The sequence below is a fragment of the Kitasatospora xanthocidica genome (assembly GCF_014656195.1).
Lineage (GTDB): Bacteria > Actinomycetota > Actinomycetes > Streptomycetales > Streptomycetaceae > Kitasatospora > Kitasatospora xanthocidica.
The window spans coordinates 1-19,058 of sequence record NZ_BNBY01000006.1 but is presented as its reverse complement, the minus strand read 5'-3'; the positions used below and the strand labels follow the sequence as shown (position 1 = coordinate 19,058).

Below are 19,058 nucleotides of genomic sequence, written 5' to 3'. Positions count from 1 at the left end.
GTCGCCCGGGCGTCGGAAAGTTGCCCGGGCAGCCCGTGTGGGAGAGCTCGGTGTGCCGAACAGCGGGCACCGGCTCGGGTGTGCGCGTACGATGCGCGCCACCAGCAGCGGTCACCCGGACGACGGACGTACGGTCGTACGGTCGTACGGGCTGACCGGTCGGCACCGCCACCGACACAGCTACTGAGGAGAGAACATGCGCGACGCGTACCACGAGGAACTCGATGCGATCGGTGACAACCTGGTCGAGATGGCGCGGCTGGTCGGCTCCGCACTCGGCCGCGCCACCACCGCCCTCCTCGACGCGGACCTGGCGCTGGCGGAGAGCGTGATCGCCGCCGACGAGAAGGTCAACGACCTGCACCACGAGCTGGAGAACCGGGCGATCGACCTGCTGGCCCGCCAGCAGCCGGTCGCCACCGACCTGCGCATCGTCGTCACCTCGCTGCGGATGAGCGCCGACCTGGAGCGCTGCGGCGACCTCGCCCGGCACGTCGCCAAGGTCGCGCGGATGCGCTACCCCGACACCGCCGTGCCGCGCGACCTGCACTCCACCGTCCTGGAGATGGGCCAGCTCGCCCAGCGCCTGGTCGCCAAGGCCGGCCTGGTCATCGCCACCAAGGACGTCGACAAGGCCCTGGAGATGGAGCAGGACGACGACGCCATCGACACCCTGCACCGCGAGCTGCTGTCGCACCTGATCGACGAGCGCTGGCACCACGGCATCGAGACCGCCGTCGACATCACCCTGGTCGGCCGCTACTACGAGCGCTTCGCGGACCACGCGGTGTCGGTCGCCAAGCGCGTGGTGTACCTGGTGACCGGCGAGCACGTGGCCGAGTTCGTGGCCGCCACCGAGGCGGCCGAGGCGGTGGGGACCATCGGGGCGGAGTGAGCTCCGCCCCGACGGCCGCTCACCCCGAGGGGTGAGTAAACCTGTGGCGAGGGTGGTGCGGGCGCACGGTTCTCCGGGCGTCCCACCACTGCGCGCCTGTTGACGCTCCCTCCGTCCGGCGGTTTCACTCGAAGTATCGGGCGCCGGAGTGTGCCCGCTTCACGGAGGGAACAGCTCGATGAAGGCCAACCCGACCCGCCCGGCCCCCGCCCGCGAGACCGTCGAGCCGCCCGCCCCGAAGCTGCTGCCCGTCCTCGCCGCCGGCTGCGGCTGCGGCCCGGGCTGCGGCTGCGGCTGCCAGTCCGGTGCGCCCTGCCAGTGCGGCGGCGCGAGCGGCGGTTGCTGCGGCGGCCACTGAGGACTCCGGCCGGGTGCACGGCGCGGCGCTCCGGCGGCCGTGCACCTCGTCCGCATCCGGCCCGGCCGTCTCCGGCCCGCGCGGTCGCGCCCGCGCGCGGCTCCCGGGCCCGAATCCCAAGCCCGGCGTCAGAACCTGACGTCGGTGCAGGAGTAGAAGGCGTTCGCGGTGTCGGCGATCGTCCAGACCGCGACGACCACCTGGTGGCCGGTCCGTCCGCTCGGGACGGTGGCGGTGTGGCTGAGTGTGCCCGGCACCTGCTTCCCGCCGTACGGGACGGTCAGGAAGGGCGTGAGGTCCAGGTCGGCCCGGGTGATCGGCCGGCCGGCGTCGTAGCCCGGCTTGGTCAGGTAGTACCGGAAGTCGCTGGTCGCGTGCCGGGCGGTGAACTTCCAGGTGAAGGTGAGCGACCGGCCCGCCGTCACCGGGGTGGTCGGCCAGGCGCCCGCGTGCGGGTCGTCCAGCTCGGCGAAGCGCGCGTTGCCGCCGGCGCAGATGGTGCCGTCCGCGGGGCCCAGGGCCGGGAAGCCCTTGGGGCCCTCGACGCTCTGCGGCTCCCACTGGATGTCGCCGCAGTCCCAGGGGACGCCGCTCGTGTGCACGTCGCAGAGCGCGGCCCTGCTGGGCGGGGTCGTGACCCAGCCGTGGGACGACGCGGGGAAGGCGAGCGTGAACGGTATCGCCAGCGCGGCGACCACCGCGCCGACGAGGTGACGTGTGCGCATGGTGCTCCTCCGTGGGGGTGGATGGAGAGTGCGCCGGGGCGCGGACGCGCACGTGGGGGTGCGGGCCCGGGACGGGGAGATCCGGGGCACGCCGGCGCCGGTCCGGTGCTCTCACGGTAGGAGCCCCCACCACCGCCCGTCAATGGTCTGAACCACTTTTACCATGGCCCAACTCGCCTTCCCCGCAAGCCCGTTGGAGCGCACCGCGAGCCGGCCGGGCATGCGGAAGGCCCCGCCCCCGGCGAACCGGTGAGCGGGGCCTTCGGTGGCTGTCGTGCTTACTTCTTGCCCTGGTTCTTGACCGCCTCGATGGCCGCGGCGGCGGCGTCCGCGTCGAGGTAGCGGCCGCCCGCGGCGACCGGCTTGAAGTCGGCGTCCAGCTCGTACACCAGCGGGATGCCGGTCGGGATGTTCAGGCCGGCGATGGCCTCGTCGGAGATGCCGTCGAGGTGCTTGACCAGCGCGCGCAGGCTGTTGCCGTGGGCGGTGACCAGGACGGTCTTGCCGGCGGCGAGGTCCGGGACGATGGCGTCGTACCAGTACGGGAGCATCCGCTCGACGACGTCCTGCAGGCACTCGGTGCGCGGACGCAGCTCGCTCGGGATCTCGGCGTAGCGGGCGTCACCGGCCTGCGAGTACTCGGAGTCGTCGGCCAGCACCGGCGGCGGGGTGTCGTACGAGCGGCGCCACAGCTGGAACTGCTCCTCGCCGAACTCGGCCAGGGTCTGGGCCTTGTCCTTGCCCTGCAGCGCGCCGTAGTGCCGCTCGTTCAGGCGCCAGCTGCGGCTGACCGGGATCCAGTGGCGGTCGGCCTTGTCCAGGGCGATCTGCGAGGTGCGGATGGCGCGGCGCAGCAGCGAGGTGTGCACCACGTCCGGGAACAGACCCTCGGCGGCCAGGAGCTCGCCACCGCGGGCGGCCTCCTTCTCGCCCTTCTCGTTGAGGTCGACGTCGACCCAACCGGTGAACAGGTTCTTCTGGTTCCACTGGCTCTCGCCGTGGCGGAGCAGGATGAGTCGGTACGTCGTGTCAGCCATGGGCCCCAGCTTAGTGGAGGCCCGAAAACCCCTGGTGGGGACCTTGGGCCGATGGGTAACGTGTGCCCCGCGCATCAGCCACTTACATGCGTCGGCTGACCGGGCCTGCCCGCGCCGCTCAGCGGACGCCTGCCCCGGGGAGCCCCACACATGCCCGTCACCGCCCGCTTCCGAGGAATGCTCCAGGAGACGGCGGGCGGACTGCCGCGCCAGTTCTGGTGGCTCTGGGTCGCGACCCTGGTCAACCGCCTCGGCGCCTTCGTGGTCACCTTCCTGGCGCTCTACCTCACCAGCAGCCGCGGGTACTCCCCCACCTACGCGGGCCTGGTCGCCTCCCTGTTCGGCCTCGGCTCGGCGATCGCCTCGATCGTCGCCGGGGTGCTGACCGACCGGATCGGGCGCCGGCCCACCCTGCTCGCCGCCCAGCTCGGCACCGCGCTGTTCACCGCCGTGCTCGGCTTCACCGACGGCCAGGTCGCGATCGCGGCGGTGGCCTTCCTGGTGGGGTTCTGCAACAACGCCACCCGGCCGGCCATCTCCGCGATCATCGCGGACATCGTCCCGGCCGCCGACCGGGTCCGCGCCTACTCGCTGAACTTCTGGGCGATCAACCTGGGCTTCGGCCTCTCCTCGGCGGTCGCCGGCCTGATCGCCACCCACGGCTACCTGACGCTCTTCCTGCTGGACGCGCTCTCCACGGTGCTCTGCGCGGTGGTGATCTTCCTCAGGATCCCGGAGACCAAGCCCGACGCCCCGGCGGACGGACGGGCCGACGAGCCGGCGGTCGGCCTCCTCACCGTCTTCCGCGACAGCCGCTTCATGGCCGTGGTCGGCCTCACCCTGCTGCTCGCCCTGGTGATGCAGCAGGGCTCCACCACCCTCGCGGTGGACATGGGCCGCCAGGGGATCACGTCCTCCGAGTACGGCCTGGTCATCGGACTGAACGGGCTGCTGATCGTGCTGCTGCAGATCCCGCTCACCCGGTGGGTCGAGAACCGCAGCCGCTCGGCCATGCTGGCGACGGCCTCGCTGTTCATCGGCTGGGGGTTCGGGATCACGGCCCTGGCCGGGTCGTCCGCGTGGTTCTACGCCTTCACGGTGGCGGTCTGGACGGTCGGGGAGATCCTCTACACCCCGACCCTGATGGGCCTGATCGCCGAGCTGTCGCCGACCCACGCCCGCGGGCGCTACCAGGGCGTCTACGGGCTCTCCTGGTCGCTCGCCTCGTTCCTCGGTCCGGCCGTGGGCGGCGTGCTGCTGGAGCGGGCCGGCGGCGGGGCGCTGTGGGGCGCGTGCGGGATCTGCGGCACGGTCGCCGCGGTCGGCTACGTGGTGCTGGGCGGACGGACCGGCGCCGCCGAGGGCGCCGGGTCCGGCGAGGTCGTCGCGGTCGCGGCGCCCGCGGCGGAGGCCGAGAAGGCCCCGGCGGGAGCCTGAGCGGGCTCGGTCAGTCGGCGGCCGGGGCGTCGCCCCGGGCGGCGTCCGGGCCGGCCAGGTGGGCGAAGGCGGCCAGGTTGCGGGTGGACTCCCCGCGCTTGGTCCGCCACTCCCACTCCCGCCGGATCGCCGAGGCGAAGCCCAGCTCCAGCAGGGTGTTGAACGGCGTGTCCGCGCTCTCCAGCACCGTCCCGAGCAACCGGTCGACGACCTCCGGGCCGAGCGCCTCCAGCGGCAGCCGGCCGGCCAGGTAGACGTCGCCGAGCGCGTCGACCGCGTACGCCACGCCGTACAGCCTGGTGTTGCGCTCCAGCAGCCAGCGGTAGACGGCCTCGTGGTTCTCGTCCGGGCGGCGGATCACGAAGGCGTTCACCGACAGGGTGTGGTCGCCGACCCGCAGGGCGCAGGTGGTGCTCAGCTTCCGGGTGCCCGGGAGGGTCGCCACCAGCGTGTGCGGGTCGGTGGCGGCCGGCTCCCAGGCCACCCCGGCGTCGTCCAGGGCGGTGCGCAGGAGGGTCAGGGCCTCGTCCTTGGTGCGGATTGCCATGGGGGTGACGTTACTCGCCGGTACCCGGCGGGCGCAGCCTCGGCCCACCCGCGACGGCCGACCGGGACGGGCTCCGGCCTCAGGTGAGCCGGCGCCGGGCGGTGGCCAGTCGGCCGGCCGGGCGGGCCAGGCTGCCGGCGTACACCTCGGCGGTGGTCGCCGCGGCGGTGTCCCAGCCGAAGCCGGACGCGTGCCGGGCCGCCGCCGCACCGCGCCGGGCCACCAGCTCGGGGTCGGTGACGTACGGCTCCAGCGCGTACGACCAGTCCCGCGGGTCGTGGCCGCGCACCAGGGTGCCGGTCTCGCCGTCCCGCACCGCGACCGGCAGGCCGCCGACCGCGGCCGCCACCACCGGGGTGCCGCAGGCCTGCGCCTCCAGCGCGACCAGGCCGAAGGACTCGCTGTACGAGGGCATCACCAGGGCCGTCGCCGCGCGGTACCACTCGGCGAGCTTCTCCTGGCCGACCGGCGGGTGGAAGCGCACCACGTCGGAGATGCCGAGCTGGGCGGCCAGTTTGTGCAGGCTCTCCGGACGGGCCAGCCCGGTGCCGGACGGGCCGCCGACGACCGGCACCACCAGGCGCTCGCGCAGCTCCGGGCGGCGGGCCAGCAGCGCGGCGACCGCGCCCAGCAGCACGTCCGGGGCCTTGAGCGGCTGTATCCGGCCGGCGAAGAGCAGCACGGCGGCGTCCTGCGGCAGGCCGAGCCGGGCCCGGGCGGCGGCCCGCGAGCGCGCCGGACCGGGCCGGAAGACGTCCAGGTTGACCCCGGGGTGGACGACGGCCAGCTGGTCCGGCCGGGCGGCGTAGTGCAGGGCCAGCTCGGCGGCCTCCTCGGTGGTGTTGGCGATCAGCCGGTCGGCCGCCTCCACCACCTGGGTCTCGCCGATCACCCGGGCCGCGGGCTCGGGCGTGTCCCCCTCGGCCAGCGCCGCGTTCTTGACCTTCGCCATGGTGTGCATGGTGTGCACCAGCGGCACCCCCCAGCGCTGCGCGGCCAGCCAGCCGACCTGCCCGGAGAGCCAGTAGTGCGAGTGCACCAGGTCGTAGTGGCCGGGGCGGTGGCCCGCCTCCGTCCGCAGCACCCCGTGGGTGAAGGCGCACAGCTGGGCCGGGAGGTCCTCCTTGACCAGGCCCTCGTACGGCCCGGCGGTGACGTGCCGGACCAGCACGCCCGGAGCCAGCTCGACGGTCGGGGCGTCGTCCGAGCAGATCGCCCGGGTGAACACCTCGACCTCGATGTTGAGGTCCGCCAGCCGCTTGGCCAGCTCGACGATGTAGACGTTCATCCCGCCGGCGTCCCCGGTGCCGGGCTGGTGCAGCGGCGAGGTGTGGACGCTCAGCATCGCTATCCGGCGCGGGCGGCGGCGGCCCGGGACGAGCGACTGGAGCCGGCCGCGCGCGGGCACGGCGGACTGGGCACGGCGTACCGAACGGACGGGGTGCTGGATCACCTGGCTGAAGCCTCCTCTGTGCGGCCCGTCGAGGCGGTCCGCGCCGGGCCGCCCGTTGTCCGGTGTGCGCTGCCCCGTCCGGGCACACATCACCACCAGTGTGCCAACCGCGCGGGTGGCTCCCGGCATTCCCGGTCCGGCCCACGAGCGTCCCCGGTCCGGCGCACCGGCCGAGCGCGGCGGCAACACCCCAGGTCAGCGCATTGACTCCGGCGCCCCGACTACCCTTCTGGACATGGCTGCCTCCTTCGACCCCGCGACCGCCGCGCCCTCCCGTGGGCGGACCGGGCGCCCGGTGGGGACCGTCACCCGGGGCACCACCAACACCAACCGGCTGCGCCGGATGGACCGCTGGATCGCCCACACCCTCGGCCGCACGCTGCGCTCCGCCGGGCACCCGCCGGTGGCGGTGGACCTCGGCTACGGCGCCGCGCCGTGGACGGCCGTCGAGCTGGCCGCGCGGCTGCGCGCGGTGCGGCCGGACGTCCGGGTGGTCGGGATCGAGATCGAGCCGGAGCGGGTCGCGGCCGCGCTGCCGTACGCCGAACCGCCGCTGCTCACCTTCCGGCGCGGCGGCTTCGAGGTGCCGCTGGACGGCGGCGCGCCGGCCCAGCTGATCCGGGCGGCCAACGTGCTGCGGCAGTACGACGAGGCGGCGGTGGCCGGGGTCTGGGAGCGGCTGTGCGCCCGGCTCGCCCCGGACGGGCTGCTGGTCGAGGGCACCTGCGACGAGATCGGGCGGCGGCACGTCTGGGTCGCGCTCGGCCCGGAGGGGCCCCGGACGGTGACCTTCGCGGCCCGGCTCGGCGGTCTGGCGCTCCCCTCCGACCTGGCCGAACGGCTGCCCAAGGCGCTGATCCACCACAACGTGCCGGGCCGGCCGGTGCACGCCTTCCTGACCGAGTTCGACCGGGCCTGGGCGGCCGCCGCGCCGTACGGGGCGTTCGGGGCCCGGCAGCGCTGGGTGGCGGCCTGCACGGCGCTGGCGGGCAGCTGGCCGCTGGTGGACGCGCGCGGGCGGTGGCGGCAGGGCGAGGTCACGGTGCCCTGGTCGGCGCTCGCGCCGTAGGGACCGCACCGGCGGAGCGGGCGGCGGGGAAGCGGAGCGGCGGCGAGGTGGCCGCGGAGCGGCGGGCGCGGGCGGGAGCTGGTGAGCGACCCGGCGCATTCACTCGAACGAGTTATCGAATATCTCTGGCGTGTTGACGCCCCATCACGCCACCATGGGACGCGACCGAGCGGCGACACCACACGCCGCCCGGAGCGCACCACGCCCAGCCGTCCGCCGTCAGCCGTCCTGCCCGAGCAGCTCCCGCCAGGCCCGCTCGAACACCCCGTACATCTCCGACCCGAACAGCACGAACCGCACCTCCGCCAGCGCCGCGCCCGCCTCCGCGTCACCGCCGTCCAGCACCTCCGCGACGGTGGCCAGCGCGATCCGCGCCGCGTCCGCCGGCGGCCAGCCGTAGATCCCGGCCGACACGGCCGGGAAGGCCACCGTGCGCGCGCCCAGTTCCGCCGCGACGCGCAGCGACTCGCGATAGCAGGAGGCCAACAACCCCGCCCGCTCCTCGTACTCCTCCGCCCGGTACACCGGCCCGACGGTGTGCACCACCCACCGGGCCGGCAGCCGTCCGGCCGTCGTCGCCACCGCGCGCCCGGTGGCCAGCCCCTTGCCCCAGTGCGAGGCGCGCAGCCGGCGGCACTCCTCCAGGATCTCCGGCCCACCCCTGCGGTGGATCGCACCGTCCACCCCGCCACCACCCAGGAGGGACGAGTTCGCGGCGTTCACCACCGCGTCCACCTGCTGCTCCGTGATGTCACCCTCGACCAGGGTGATCCGCGTCACCATCACATACCCCCGTCTCCGCCCCGCGCGTCAGCCGCCGGGACGGGCATTCGAGCCGTCGTCCGAGTCCGATCACCACACCGCCACCGGCGTGGCAATAACCACAACGGCGCCGGTCGGCCGAAGAAATCCCCGGAGATCACGTTATGGTCGCGAGAAGTTCCCCGACGCACGGTGCCAGGCGGGCACTGCGGACGGACGTCGACCGTTACGCAGTCGGGGAAAGGGAGGAACCACCGATGCCCGCAACGGGAGACGGGCGGGCACCTGGTGCCGCGAACCTGCCGGGGGCCCACGAGGGCGCCCCGGTCGGCCGTGCCCGCAACCGCCCGGTGACGACCGGCCCGGCGACGGCGGCTCCCCCGATACCCCACCCCCGCTCGCAGGCGGCCCGGGCGGCACACGCCGCCCACCCCTCCCACGTCTCCGCGGCGCCCTCCGGGCCGGGCCAGGACGTCCCCGCCGACGGCGGCACGCCGCTGCGGCTGCTGGTCATCGAGGACGACGTCTCGGACGCCCAGCTGATCAAGGCGGCGGCGGCCGACAGCGGCACCTCGATCGAGATCCACTGGGCCCGCGGCCTCGGCCAGGCCACCGCGCTGCTGGCCCAGCCCTCGCTCTCCACCCGGCGCGGACGCTCCCGCGGCTCCGAGTTCGGCTGCGTCCTGCTCGACCTCACCGCGCTCGCCGATCCCCCGCAGCCGCCCGGCACCTCCGACGGCCTGGAAGGCCTGCACGAGCTGCTCCGGCGCGCCCCGCACATCCCCGTCGTGGTGCTCACCGACGCCGCCGGGGCCGAACTCGGCGCGGCCGCCGTCGCCGCCGGCGCCCAGGACTTCCTGATCAAGCACGAGACGGACGGCCCGCTGCTGGCCCGCGCCCTGCGCTACGCCGTCGAACGCAAGCGCGCCGACGAGTCCCAGCGCCGGCTCGTCGAGGCCGAACTGCGCGGCCAGGAGAACGCCCGCCTCCAGCGCCACCTGCTGCCCACCCCGCTGCTGGACGGCGCCGGGCTCTCCTTCACCCGGCGCTACCGCCCCGGCCGCCGCCGCGCCCTGCTCGGCGGCGACTTCTACGACGCCGTGCGCACCGACGACGGCACCGTCCACGTCGTGATCGGCGACGTCTGCGGCCACGGCCCGGACGAGGCCGCGCTCGGCGTCGCGCTCCGGATAGCGTGGCGCACCCTGGTGTTCGCGGGCCTCACCGGCGAGGCCCTGCTCACCACCCTCCAGCACGTACTGGAGCACGAGCGGCGCAGCGACGAGATCTTCGCGACGCTCTGCATGGTCGTCATCGAGCCGGGCGGCGCCGGCAGCGACCTCGACTCGCTCGGCGCCGCCGAGAACGCCCGGCTCTACCTCGCCGGGCACCCGGCCCCGCTGCTGCTCGGCCGCGACCACGACCCCCTCTCCCTGCCCGCCGACCTCGCCGGCCCCGCGCTCGGCCTGCTGCCGTGCCACGACGGAGAGGCCGCCTGGCCCGCGCAGCGGATCGAACTCCGGCCCGGCTGGCGGCTGTTGCTCTACACCGACGGGCTGATCGAGGGCCGGGTCGGGGCCGGCTCCCGCCGGCTCGGCCAGGACGGGCTCGCCGGCCTGATCGGCGACCACCAGGCCGCCGGGCTGACCCGCGGGCGGCTGGTCGACAGCGCCATCGCCGAGGTCGAGGAGCTGAACGGCGGCGCGCTGACCGACGACGTGGCGGTGCTGCTGCTGGAGCGCAACCCGGTGCAGCTGATCCTCGGCTGACGGGGCGGCGGGCGACGGCCCAGCGGCTCGGCCGCTCGACCGGGCGCCGGACATACGACGGCCCGGGCGGGGAGTTCACCCGCCCGGGCCGTCGCGTCGTCCGCCGCCGGGTCTACCAGGACCCGTACGGGCCGGTGTTGCTCCGGCCGCCGCCCCCGGTCAGCGCCCGGATCGCGGGGCGGACGTCCACCACGTAGACGATCGAGGCGACCAGGCCGGCCAGGGTGCCGATCCCGGTGAAGAAGTTCACCCCGAACAGGAGGTCCCAGCCGAAGGAGATCATGAGGATCGCGATCCAGAACCCCTTGGTCTTCTTGTCCGCCGCCCGGTACGCGTCCTCCCGGCGGACGGCCGCGTCGACCAGGGCGAACAGCTTGTAGGCCAGGATGGCGATCGTCGCCCACCAGATCGGGTTCAGGTAGGAAAAGGCCAGAATCTGGAGCACTCCGACCATCACGATCTCCTCTGTCTCTCGATTCCGGCGCGTGCGACTGCCGTCCATCCTGGCACGACCACCGTCCGCAACGGTGTCAACGTTCCGTGCTCACCGGATGTGCCCCCGGTGGAGGACCGCCGCTCACTCCGCGTCAGCGGAGCCGGCCTTCCGGGCCCGGGCGGACTTCTTCGGCGCCGGCGCGGGGTCGGCCTCCGCCACCGGCTCGGCCTCGGCCGGCCCGGCCTGGGCCGACTCCACCTCGGCCACCTCGGCCGACTCGCCGGGCGCACCGGGGCGGGCCTTCTCCACCACGACCTTGCCGCGCTCGGCCAGCTCGTCGTACGTCTCCTTGGCCTTCACCGCCAGCTCGACCGCACGGCCCACCTGCTGCAGCGCGAAGCCCTGGGCGCGCTCCTGCAGCGACTTGAGGTCGGTGGGCAGGGCGGTGACGGCCTCGCCGACCTTGGCCGGCGCCGCGACCAGCAGCGACTGCGCCTCCTGGAGCCGGGCGGTGGCCTTCTCCTGCGCACCCTTGCGGTCCGCCGCCAGCGCCTCGACCTTGCCCGGCACCTCGCGCAGCTTCTCGTACGCGAGGTCCCCGGCGCCCGCCAGGGCGTACAGCGGGGTCGGGTCGCTGAGGGTCTTCTTGATCTCGTCGGTGATGGGCATGGTTACCGGTCCTCCCGGTGGGTGTTCTGGATGGCTGGGCCGTCGGTCGCCGCACCGGGTGCCGGGGCGGCGTTCTCCTTCAGGAAGGCGTCGTAGACCGCGAGCAGCGCCTGCTTCTGCCGCTCGTTGATCAGCGGATCGGCCAGGATCGAGGCCCGCAGCTCCAGGCCCTCGCCCCGCCGCTCCTCCAGGATCCCGGCCTGGACGTACAGCGTCTCCGCCGAGATCCGCAGCGCCTTGGCGATCTGCTGCAGGATCTCCGCGCTCGGCTTGCGCAGCCCGCGCTCGATCTGGCTGAGGTACGGGTTGGACACGCCGGCGGCCTCCGCCAGCTGCCGCAACGAGTACTGCGCGTTGCGACGCTGCTCCCGGATGTACTCGCCCAGCGAGCCGACGTTGAGTGAGGCCATGCGAACAGCCTGCAGCACCCCGCTTGCAAATGCAAGCAGGGTGCTAGCGCCAGCAAACGCGGCGCGCGTGCCTCAGCGCCGTGGCGCGACCGTTCAGGCGGCCAGGTGGGCGAGCAGCAGGGCGGTGAGCCGGTCGGGGGCGCGCAGCGGGAGGTAGTGGTCGGCGGCCGGGACGAGGTGGCGGTGGGCGCCGGGGATGTCGGCGGCGAGCCGTTGCGCGTTCGCGGCGATCTCCGGGTGGTCCCGGTCGCCGTGGACGACCAGGGTGGGGGCGGCGACCTCGCCGAGGCGGGGTTCGGCGGGCCGCCCCGGGGCGCCGGTGAGGTACTGCTCGCTGACGATGCGGCGGGCCGCGTTCTCCTCGACCATCGCCGCGATCAGCTCGCCGCCCGGCGCCGTCCGCCCCATCGCGGCCCAGACGGACAGCTCCAGTTCTGCCAGGGCCGCCGCGTCGCCCCGGCGGCGGGCCTCGGCGTAGGCGGTGGTCCCCGGGTCCTGCGGCCAGTCGTGGCCGCTGACCGAGGCGCCGACCAGGGCCAGGGCGGTGACCCGGTCGGGGTGGGCGAGGGCGAAGTCCAGTGCGGTCTCCCCGCCCATGCTGAGGCCGACCAGCGCCGCCCTCGCCAGGCCGAAGTGGTCCAGCACGGCGCGCAGGTCCGCCACGTCGTCGAACGGCCGCTCCGGCTCGTCGGACCGGCCGAGGCCCCGGGCGTCGTAGCGGATCACGTCGTGGTGGCGGGCGAGCTCCGGCAGGACGGCGTCCCACAGCCGGGAGTCCATGCCGGAGCCGTGCAGCAGCACCACCGGGCTGCCGGACCCGCCGCGCTCCGCCCACAGGCGGCCGCCGCCGGGGACGGGGACGTGGACCTCGGACACGGGGCGACCGGTGTGCTGGCTCATGCGGCGATCCTCCCAGGGGCCCGCGCGGGTCGGCCGGTCAGGACCGCTCGGACGGTCAGGACTGCTCGGCCGGCTCGGGGAGCTCGTGGGGCTCGGGGAGCCGGACCGGCATCAGGACCGAGAAGGTACCGGCCCGGCCGGGGGTGCGGATGGCCAACGGGGCGATCGGGCCGCCGAGTTCGAGGACGAGCTGTTCCGGCCGGCCGGCGCCGAGGGCGTCGAGCAGGAAGTCCCGGTTGACGGCCAGTCGGAAGTCCTCGGCGGCCGGGTCGGTGGCGACGGCCAGCCGGCCGTCCCCGGTGAGGGTGAGGACGGTGACCTCGCACTCGGCGCCGTGCGGGCCGGAGGGCAGGGTCCGGGTGGTGCCGGCCTCGACGGCGGCCCGCAGTTCGGCGGCGGGCAGGGTGATCCGGTGCTCCGGTTCGAGCCGGGTCAGGGCCCGGTGGTCGGGGTAGTCGAAGTCCAGGGCGGCGCCCTCGACCCGGTGCCCGCCCGCCTCGGCCCGGACCCGGCCGCCGCCGAGGGTGAGCGAGACCTCGGCGGCGCCCGGGCCGAGCAGCGCGCGCAAGGCGTCCACCAGCGGGGTCGGGACGATCGTCCCGGCCACCGGGTGCCCGGTCGGACCACCCTCGGCGGGCACCTCGGCGAGGGCCATCCGGTAGCGGTCGGTGGCGACCAGGCGCAGCACCGGGCCGTCCGGCTCGAACAGCACCCCGGCGAGCGCGGGCACCTCCGGGTCCCCGCCGACCGCGAAGCGGACCGCGTCCAGGGCGGCGGCCAGGCCTTCGGCCGGAACGGTGAGGCGGAGCTCGGTGGGGTCGGTGGGGCCGGTGGTCATCGGCTGCTCCCTCTGGTCGGTCATCGCGCGGATCAGGGAGAGCTCGCGGCGGGCGTCGGTCAGGCCGTCCTCCAGCCGCCGCAGGTGCGCGTCGAGGACCCGGCGGGCCTCGCCGCTGCCGGGCGCGGCGCCGAGCACGGCGCGGATGCCGGCCAGCGGCAGGCCGACCCGGCGCAGCCGGGCCAGCAGCCGGGCGTCGGCGAGCTGGCCGGGCCGGTACCAGCGGTAGCCGGTCTGCGGGTCGACCCAGGCGGGGGTGAGCACCTCGGCGCCGTCGTAGTAGCGCAGGGTGCCGACGCCGAGGCCGCTGGCGCGGGCCAGCTCGCCGATGCTGTGCAGCTCGCTCTCCATGGCGGTGACTCTGCGGGCTCGACCTGGTCGAGGGTCAAGCCCGGTCGGTGCCGGGGGCGGCTCCGGGAGTGGGGTCGGGGGCGGCGTCGGCGGCGGGGGCGAGGCCGGCGAGGTGGCCGAGCTTGTGCGGGTTGCGGACGGCGCGGATCGCGGAGATCAGCGGCGTGCCGTCCGGCCCCTCAACGAAGTCGAACACCGAGACGGAGTCGACCGCGCCGTCCACGGTGACCAGCAGACCGGCCTCGCCGTTGACCAGGACCGGGTGGACGGCGGCGCCCTCACCCAGCTGCCGGAGCACGCCGAGGGTGAAGCGGGCCACGTTCTCGGCCCCGGTGACCGGCCGCAGCGCGGCGCGGATCACCCCGCCGCCGTCGCTCCAGGTGGTGACGTCGGGGGCGAGCAGTTCGAGCATCCGGTTGAGGTCGCCGCCGACGCAGGCCGCGAGGAACTCGTCGGTGGCGCGGCGGCGCAGCTCCGGCGGGGCGTCGTAGCGGGGCCGGCGGGCGCGGACGTGCGCCCGGGCCCGGCTGCCGATCTGGCGGCAGGCGACCTCGGTGCGGTCCAGGGCCTCGGCGATCTCCAGGTAGGAGAAGGCGAAGGCCTCCTTGAGGACGAACACCGCCCGTTCCAGCGGGGACAGGTTCTCCAGCAGCACCAGCAGGGCGAGCGAGACGGTCTCGGCGCGCTCGACGCCGTCGGTCGCGTCCGGTTCGGTGACCAGCGGTTCGGGCAGCCACGGGCCGACGTAGGCCTCGCGGCGGACGGCCGCCGAGTCCAGCCGGTTGAGGGCGAGGTTGGTGACCGTACGGGCCAGGAAGCCGGCGGGGCTGGCGACCGGGCCGGTGACCCGGCTCCAGCGCAGCCAGGTGTCCTGGACCAGGTCCTCGGCGTCGGCGACGCTGCCCAGCATCCGGTAGGCGATGCCGAAGACCAGCCGCCGGTGCTGCTCGAAGTCGACCAGCCGCGTGTCGGCCGGCTGTCCGTCTGCCGGCTGTGCGTCGACCAGCCGCGCGTCGGCCGGCTGTGCGTCTGCCGGCTGCGGGCCGTCCGTCCGGGGGGCGTGGGTGTCGGTCACCCTCGCGACGCTACCGCACGGTATCGGCGGCGCTCAGTCGCGGAGGACCTCGTACACGGGGGTGAGCAGGACGGCGAGGTCGCGGCCGTGGACGGTGATGCCGGAGCGGCCGAGGCGGCGCAGCGAGGGCTCGTCCGGCTCCTCCGGATCCGGCTCCGGCGGGGCCGGGCGCAGGGTGAAGTCGCCGCGCCAGTAGGCGGCGACGTTGACCATCGGGGCCGGCTGTTCGCTCACGCGTCCTCCTCGGCGACGGCGTCCTCCCGGGTGAGGGCGACCAGTTCGCGCAGGGCGTCGACCGGCAGGTCGGTGAGCCACTGCTCCCCCTCACCCACCACCGTCTCGGCCAACGAGCGCTTTGCGGCGAGGAGTTCGTCGATCCGCTCCTCCACGGTGCCGACGCAGACCAGGCGGCGGACCTGGACGTCCCGGCGCTGGCCGATCCGGAAGGCGCGGTCGGTGGCCTGTTCCTCGACCGCCGGGTTCCACCACCGGTCCAGGTGGATCACCTGGTTGGCGGCGGTCAGGTTGAGGCCGGTGCCGCCGGCCCGCAGCGAGAGCAGGAACACCCCCGGCCCGTCCGGGGATTGGAAGCGCTCGACCAGCTCCTCGCGCCGCGCCCGGGCCAGGCCGCCGTGCAGGTAGAGCACCTCCTCACCGAGCCGGCGCTCCAGGTACGGGCGGAGCATCGCGCCGAACTCGGCGTACTGGGTGAAGACCAGGGTCCGGTCACCCTCGGCCAGCGCCTCCTCCAGCAGCTCGGCCAGTCGGGCGACCTTGCCCGAGCGGTCGCCCAACGCCGATCCGTCGTGCAGCAGTTGGGCCGGGTGGTTGCAGACCTGTTTGAGCTTGCCGATCGCCGCCAGCACCGTGCCGCGCCGCTCCACGCCCCGGATCCCCTCGACCCGCCGCAGCAGGTCGGCGACCACGGCCTGGTAGAGGCCCGCCTGTTCGGCGGTGAGGTTGCACCAGACGGTCATCTCCTGCTTGGCGGGCAGCTCGGCGGCCACCGCCGGGTCGGTCTTGAGCCGGCGGAGGACGAACGGGGCGGTGCGGCGCCTGAGTTCGGCGGTGCGCTCGGGGCTGCGGTGCAGTTCGACCGGGATCGCGTAGCGCTCCTTGAAGCGCTCGGCGGGGCCGAGCAGGCCGGGGTTGGCGAAGTCCAGGACGGCGTGCAGTTCGGAGAGCCGGTTCTCCACCGGGGTGCCGGTGAGCGCGATCCGGTGGCCGGTGACGGGCAGCGCGCGGATCGCCCTGGACTGCGCGGTGCCGGTGTTCTTGATGTGCTGGGCCTCGTCGGCGACCACCCGGCGCCAGCGGATCGCGCGCAGGGCGGCGAAGTCGCGCTGGACCAGCCCGTAGGTGGTGATGACGAGGTCCGCGGACCGTACGGCTTCGGCGAGCCGGTCGGCGTCCAGCCGGCCGGAGCCGTGGTGGACGTACCGCCGCAGGGCGGGGGCGAAGCGTTCGGCCTCGCGCTGCCAGTTGCCGACCAGGGACATCGGGCAGACCAGCAGGGTCGGGCCCGCCTCTCCCGCCTCCCCCTGCTCGGCCCGCTCGGCCCGCTCGACGGCCAGCAGGGCCAGGGTCTGGACGGTCTTGCCGAGGCCCATGTCGTCGGCCAGCACGGCACCGAGGCCGAGCCCGGACATCGTCCGCAGCCAGGCCAGCCCGCGCTCCTGGTACGGGCGCAGCACGGCCCGGAAGTCCGCCGGCAGCACCGGGGCGGGGGCGGCGTCGGCCGGGGCGGCGTCGGCGCACCCGGCGAGCAGGTCGCCGAGCGGGCCGTCCGCCCGGACGGACGTGACGGGCAGCCCGGCGACGGTGGCCTGCGGGTCGAGGGCGAGCCGCAGCAGGTCGGCGGTGGCGAGCACGCCGTCGCGCCGGTCGGCGAGGAAGGCGAGCGCGGCGGCGATCTGGGCCGGGTCGGCCTCCAGCCAGGTGCCGCGCACCCGGACCAGGCCCTGCTTGGCGGCGGCCAGTTCGGCCAGCTCCCGCTCGGTGAGCGGGGTGCCGTCCGGGCCGAGCGCGGCCTGCCAGCGGAAGGCGACCACGGTGTCCCGGTCCACTTGGCTGCCGACCGCGAGCGTGCCGGGCGCGGGCGGGGTGGTGACGCGCAGGGCGAGCCCGAGCCGGGGGCGGCGGCGCCACCAGGCGGGCAGCAGGACGCCGAAGCCGCCCTCGGCGAGCGCGGGCGCGGCGGTGCGCAGGAAGTCCAGGGCGCCGGCCCGGTCGAGCGGCAGGGCGGACGGGCGGGAGCGGTGGCGCAGCCCGTCCAGGGCGGGCCAGCGGTGGGCGGCACGGGCGAGTTCGGCGACCAGGACGTCATGGGGGTCGGCGGCCTGGCGGGCGAGGGCGGCGTGCGCGGCCCCACCCTCGTGCAGGTCGGCGGCGCGGATCAGCAGGGACGGCTCGGCCACGGCCTGGAGCAGGAACTCCAGCCGCCAGGCGTCGTCGGAGGGCCGGCCTTCGGGGTCGTCGGCGTCGGGGCCGAGCGGCTCGACCAGGCGGAAGCAGAGCCGCAGCGCGGGGTCGGTGGGCTCGGCCGCCGCGTACCAGGCGGCGATCCGGCGGCGCAGTTCGGCGAAGCCGTCCGCCGGGACCTCGCCGAGGAGGCCGTCGGGGGTGGTGAGGGCGTGCAGCCAGCGCTCGGCCACGGTCGCCCCGGGGGCGGCCCCGCTCCCGGCCGGAGAAGCCGGAGATGCGGGAGGTGCGGGAGGTGCGAGCGGGGTGTCGGCCAGGGCGGCCCGGACCTCGGCGTCCGTCAGTGCGCCCAGCGCGGCGTCCAGCAGCTCCTCCCCGGTGCCGCCGCCGTGCGGCCACTCCCCCAGTAGGACGGGTGGGCAGCCCGCCGCCAGCGCGGCGGCCTCGCGGCGCCCGGCCGGGGTGGGGTCCGGCCGCCAGCGGGCCTGCGGGCGGCCGTCGGCCGACACCGGCCGCGGCAGTACCCGGCCGCGGCCGACCGTGCGCCAGGCGAGGTCGTGCACCCCGGTCAGCCAGCGCAGTGAGGGGCCGTGGACGACCTCGACGCGCCCGGTGCCGGGCAGGTCGGCGTCGGCGACGGCCCAGTGCGGGTCGAAGACCTCGCCGAGCAGCTGGGCGGCGGCACCCGCGTCGAAGAGCAGGGCCGGCACCCGCCAGGGGGTGAGCACCGCGCCGCCGCGCGGCGGGGTGACCGGCAGGTCGGGCGAGGGCGCGGGGACGGCTCCGACGGTGGGCAGCAGCAGGGTGGCCCAGCGCTCCGGGGCCTGCCCGGCGAGCCAGCCGAGGCCCGGGCCGATGCCGCCGAGCAGGGCGGCCAGCTCACCGGCCGGGCAGGCGTAGGGGTGGGCGCGCGGGGCGGGCCGGTCGGGCTGCGGCTCGGCGGTGCCGGGGTGGGCGCGGGCGTCCTCGGCCCAGAGCGCCAGCTGCCCGTCCGTCCGCCAGAGCGCGTGCAGGACGAACATCGGGGGCCTTCCGGGCGGGTGGGACCGTCCTTCGCAGCCTAACCGGGAGGGCTGACAGCGGCGGTCGGGCCGGGCATGCCGGACCGGAGCCGCCGGACCGATCGGACGAATTCGGAAGAAACGCCCGAAAGTCGTGGTTGAAAATTGAACGACAGCGACGTACGCTGGAGCCAAGAAGTTGAAGCCTAAACAAATGGCTTCGAACCCGAGGAGGAGCCATGGGCCTGTTCAACCGCACCAAGACCGCCGCCACCCCCGCCGTCGCCGTCGCGACCACCGCCGGCCCGGACCTGTCCCACCTGACCGGCGACTGGACGATCGACGCCACGCACAGCGAGATCGGCTTCTCGGTCCGCCACGCGATGGTCACCAACGTCAAGGGCCGCTTCACCGAGTACGACGGCAAGCTGCACCTGGACGGCGCCACGCCGCACAACTCCTCGGCCGACCTGGTGATCAAGGTCGCCAGCATCGACACCAACCAGGCCCAGCGCGACGAGCACCTGCGCACCGGCGACTTCTTCGCCGCCGACACCTTCCCGGAGATCCGCTTCCGCAGCACCTCCACCGAGCGGATCGACGACGACACCTACCGGATGACCGGCGAGCTCACCATCAAGGACACCACCCGCCCGGTGGTCCTGGACCTGGAGTACACCGGCAGCGCCACCGACGCCTACGGCGCCGACCGGATCGGCTTCGAGGGCCGGACGGTCGTGGACCGCACCGCCTTCGGCCTGACCTACAACGCGGCCCTGGAGACCGGCGGCGTGCTGATCGGCGAGAAGGTCAAGCTCAGCTTCGACATCTCCGCCGTCAAGGCCGCCTAATGGGACTTGCTGAGTCGTAGAGACTCGGTGCCGTAGCCGCCAGCAGGTGAGCAC

At 75.0% G+C, this 19,058-nt stretch carries 19 protein-coding genes; 6 read left to right on the top strand and 13 right to left on the bottom strand.

Translation table 11 applies throughout. The features are described 5' to 3' along the window. Positions 1-196: 196 nt before the first annotated feature. Both phoU and IE332_RS12445 read left to right on the top strand, forming a co-directional pair. Complete coding sequence (gene phoU / locus IE332_RS12450; RefSeq protein WP_189915890.1) at positions 197-895, top strand: phosphate signaling complex protein PhoU; 699 nt, start codon at positions 197-199, stop codon at positions 893-895. Between the two features lie 178 nt (positions 896-1,073). After that, the gene (locus IE332_RS12445; protein WP_189915889.1) at positions 1,074-1,253 is read left to right on the top strand and encodes a hypothetical protein; all 180 of its coding nucleotides are present in this window, start codon (positions 1,074-1,076) and stop codon (positions 1,251-1,253) included. A gap of 128 nt (positions 1,254-1,381) precedes the next feature. Here the strand turns inward: IE332_RS12445 and IE332_RS12440 are convergent, their stop codons facing one another. Together IE332_RS12440 and IE332_RS12435 are read right to left on the bottom strand one after the other, a co-directional pair. After that, entirely contained in the window at positions 1,382-1,978 is a 597-nt protein-coding gene (locus IE332_RS12440; protein ID WP_189915888.1) for a lytic polysaccharide monooxygenase auxiliary activity family 9 protein, read from the bottom strand. 278 nt (positions 1,979-2,256) lie between these two features. Further along, positions 2,257-3,015 (bottom strand): phosphoglyceromutase, encoded by a 759-nt coding sequence (locus tag IE332_RS12435; RefSeq protein WP_189915887.1) that lies wholly within the window; start codon positions 3,013-3,015, stop codon positions 2,257-2,259. 150 nt (positions 3,016-3,165) lie between these two features. Here IE332_RS12435 and IE332_RS12430 point away from each other — a divergent pair, with 150 nt between their 5' ends. Continuing rightward, complete coding sequence (locus IE332_RS12430) at positions 3,166-4,452, top strand: MDR family MFS transporter (RefSeq protein WP_189915886.1); 1,287 nt, start codon at positions 3,166-3,168, stop codon at positions 4,450-4,452. A 10-nt stretch (positions 4,453-4,462) separates the two neighbouring features. Here IE332_RS12430 and IE332_RS12425 read toward each other — a convergent pair whose 3' ends face one another. After that, positions 4,463-4,999, bottom strand: a complete 537-nt coding sequence (locus IE332_RS12425; RefSeq protein WP_189915885.1) for a type III secretion system chaperone family protein — start codon at positions 4,997-4,999, stop codon at positions 4,463-4,465. Between the two features lie 79 nt (positions 5,000-5,078). Further along, positions 5,079-6,452: a D-inositol-3-phosphate glycosyltransferase gene (gene mshA / locus IE332_RS12420; protein WP_373313711.1), complete on the bottom strand. Its 1,374-nt coding sequence runs from the start codon at positions 6,450-6,452 to the stop codon at positions 5,079-5,081. 235 nt (positions 6,453-6,687) lie between these two features. On the opposite strand from mshA, the gene IE332_RS12415 reads away from it, so the two are divergent. Then, entirely contained in the window at positions 6,688-7,521 is an 834-nt protein-coding gene (locus tag IE332_RS12415) for a class I SAM-dependent methyltransferase (RefSeq protein WP_189915883.1), read from the top strand. Positions 7,522-7,740: 219 nt separating this feature from the next. Here IE332_RS12415 and IE332_RS12410 read toward each other — a convergent pair whose 3' ends face one another. After that, complete coding sequence (locus IE332_RS12410) at positions 7,741-8,304, bottom strand: O-acetyl-ADP-ribose deacetylase (protein ID WP_189915882.1); 564 nt, start codon at positions 8,302-8,304, stop codon at positions 7,741-7,743. A gap of 236 nt (positions 8,305-8,540) precedes the next feature. Between IE332_RS12410 and IE332_RS12405 the strand changes: the two genes are divergently transcribed. After that, positions 8,541-10,052: a PP2C family protein-serine/threonine phosphatase gene (locus IE332_RS12405; RefSeq protein ID WP_189915881.1), complete on the top strand. Its 1,512-nt coding sequence runs from the start codon at positions 8,541-8,543 to the stop codon at positions 10,050-10,052. A gap of 112 nt (positions 10,053-10,164) precedes the next feature. On the opposite strand, the gene IE332_RS12400 is transcribed toward IE332_RS12405, so the two are convergent. The 8 genes from IE332_RS12400 to IE332_RS12365 form a co-directional block, all read right to left on the bottom strand. Beyond that, positions 10,165-10,506, bottom strand: coding sequence for a DUF2516 family protein (locus IE332_RS12400; protein ID WP_189915880.1), 342 nt, complete (start codon positions 10,504-10,506; stop codon positions 10,165-10,167). Positions 10,507-10,629: 123 nt separating this feature from the next. Continuing rightward, complete coding sequence (locus IE332_RS12395) at positions 10,630-11,157, bottom strand: hypothetical protein (protein ID WP_189915879.1); 528 nt, start codon at positions 11,155-11,157, stop codon at positions 10,630-10,632. A 2-nt stretch (positions 11,158-11,159) separates the two neighbouring features. After that, a complete protein-coding gene (locus IE332_RS12390; RefSeq protein WP_189915878.1) occupies positions 11,160-11,567 on the bottom strand; it encodes a helix-turn-helix domain-containing protein in 408 nt (135 codons plus the stop codon). Positions 11,568-11,660: 93 nt separating this feature from the next. Beyond that, positions 11,661-12,467, bottom strand: coding sequence for an alpha/beta fold hydrolase (locus IE332_RS12385; RefSeq protein WP_189915877.1), 807 nt, complete (start codon positions 12,465-12,467; stop codon positions 11,661-11,663). A gap of 55 nt (positions 12,468-12,522) precedes the next feature. Then, positions 12,523-13,656 carry a DNA polymerase III subunit beta family protein gene (locus IE332_RS12380; RefSeq protein ID WP_189915876.1) on the bottom strand — a complete coding sequence of 378 codons (1,134 nt, stop codon included), beginning with the start codon at positions 13,654-13,656 and terminating at the stop codon, positions 12,523-12,525. A gap of 34 nt (positions 13,657-13,690) precedes the next feature. Next, positions 13,691-14,731 (bottom strand): RNA polymerase sigma-70 factor, encoded by a 1,041-nt coding sequence (locus tag IE332_RS12375; RefSeq protein WP_308437559.1) that lies wholly within the window; start codon positions 14,729-14,731, stop codon positions 13,691-13,693. A gap of 33 nt (positions 14,732-14,764) precedes the next feature. Beyond that, positions 14,765-14,965 (bottom strand): hypothetical protein, encoded by a 201-nt coding sequence (locus tag IE332_RS12370; protein WP_189915875.1) that lies wholly within the window; start codon positions 14,963-14,965, stop codon positions 14,765-14,767. Next, positions 14,962-18,174, bottom strand: coding sequence for a DEAD/DEAH box helicase (locus IE332_RS12365; protein WP_189915874.1), 3,213 nt, complete (start codon positions 18,172-18,174; stop codon positions 14,962-14,964). Before IE332_RS12365 ends, IE332_RS12370 begins: the two co-directional genes overlap by 4 nt. Before the next feature lie 218 nt (positions 18,175-18,392). On the opposite strand from IE332_RS12365, the gene IE332_RS12360 reads away from it, so the two are divergent. After that, positions 18,393-19,004, top strand: a complete 612-nt coding sequence (locus tag IE332_RS12360; protein WP_189915873.1) for a YceI family protein — start codon at positions 18,393-18,395, stop codon at positions 19,002-19,004. Positions 19,005-19,058: the final 54 nt, after the last annotated feature.

Coding starts and splice junctions, on each gene's coding strand:
- IE332_RS12360 (WP_189915873.1), top strand. CDS start 18,393: ATGGGCCTGTTCAACCGCACCAAGACCGCCGCCACCCCCGCCGTCGCC.
- IE332_RS12410 (WP_189915882.1), bottom strand. CDS start 8,304: ATGGTGACGCGGATCACCCTGGTCGAGGGTGACATCACGGAGCAGCAG.
- phoU (WP_189915890.1), top strand. CDS start 197: ATGCGCGACGCGTACCACGAGGAACTCGATGCGATCGGTGACAACCTG.
- IE332_RS12385 (WP_189915877.1), bottom strand. CDS start 12,467: ATGAGCCAGCACACCGGTCGCCCCGTGTCCGAGGTCCACGTCCCCGTC.
- IE332_RS12415 (WP_189915883.1), top strand. CDS start 6,688: ATGGCTGCCTCCTTCGACCCCGCGACCGCCGCGCCCTCCCGTGGGCGG.
- IE332_RS12440 (WP_189915888.1), bottom strand. CDS start 1,978: ATGCGCACACGTCACCTCGTCGGCGCGGTGGTCGCCGCGCTGGCGATA.
- IE332_RS12390 (WP_189915878.1), bottom strand. CDS start 11,567: ATGGCCTCACTCAACGTCGGCTCGCTGGGCGAGTACATCCGGGAGCAG.
- IE332_RS12365 (WP_189915874.1), bottom strand. CDS start 18,174: ATGTTCGTCCTGCACGCGCTCTGGCGGACGGACGGGCAGCTGGCGCTC.
- IE332_RS12405 (WP_189915881.1), top strand. CDS start 8,541: ATGCCCGCAACGGGAGACGGGCGGGCACCTGGTGCCGCGAACCTGCCG.
- IE332_RS12380 (WP_189915876.1), bottom strand. CDS start 13,656: ATGGAGAGCGAGCTGCACAGCATCGGCGAGCTGGCCCGCGCCAGCGGC.
- IE332_RS12445 (WP_189915889.1), top strand. CDS start 1,074: ATGAAGGCCAACCCGACCCGCCCGGCCCCCGCCCGCGAGACCGTCGAG.
- IE332_RS12395 (WP_189915879.1), bottom strand. CDS start 11,157: ATGCCCATCACCGACGAGATCAAGAAGACCCTCAGCGACCCGACCCCG.
- IE332_RS12430 (WP_189915886.1), top strand. CDS start 3,166: ATGCCCGTCACCGCCCGCTTCCGAGGAATGCTCCAGGAGACGGCGGGC.
- IE332_RS12435 (WP_189915887.1), bottom strand. CDS start 3,015: ATGGCTGACACGACGTACCGACTCATCCTGCTCCGCCACGGCGAGAGC.
- IE332_RS12425 (WP_189915885.1), bottom strand. CDS start 4,999: ATGGCAATCCGCACCAAGGACGAGGCCCTGACCCTCCTGCGCACCGCC.
- IE332_RS12400 (WP_189915880.1), bottom strand. CDS start 10,506: ATGGTCGGAGTGCTCCAGATTCTGGCCTTTTCCTACCTGAACCCGATC.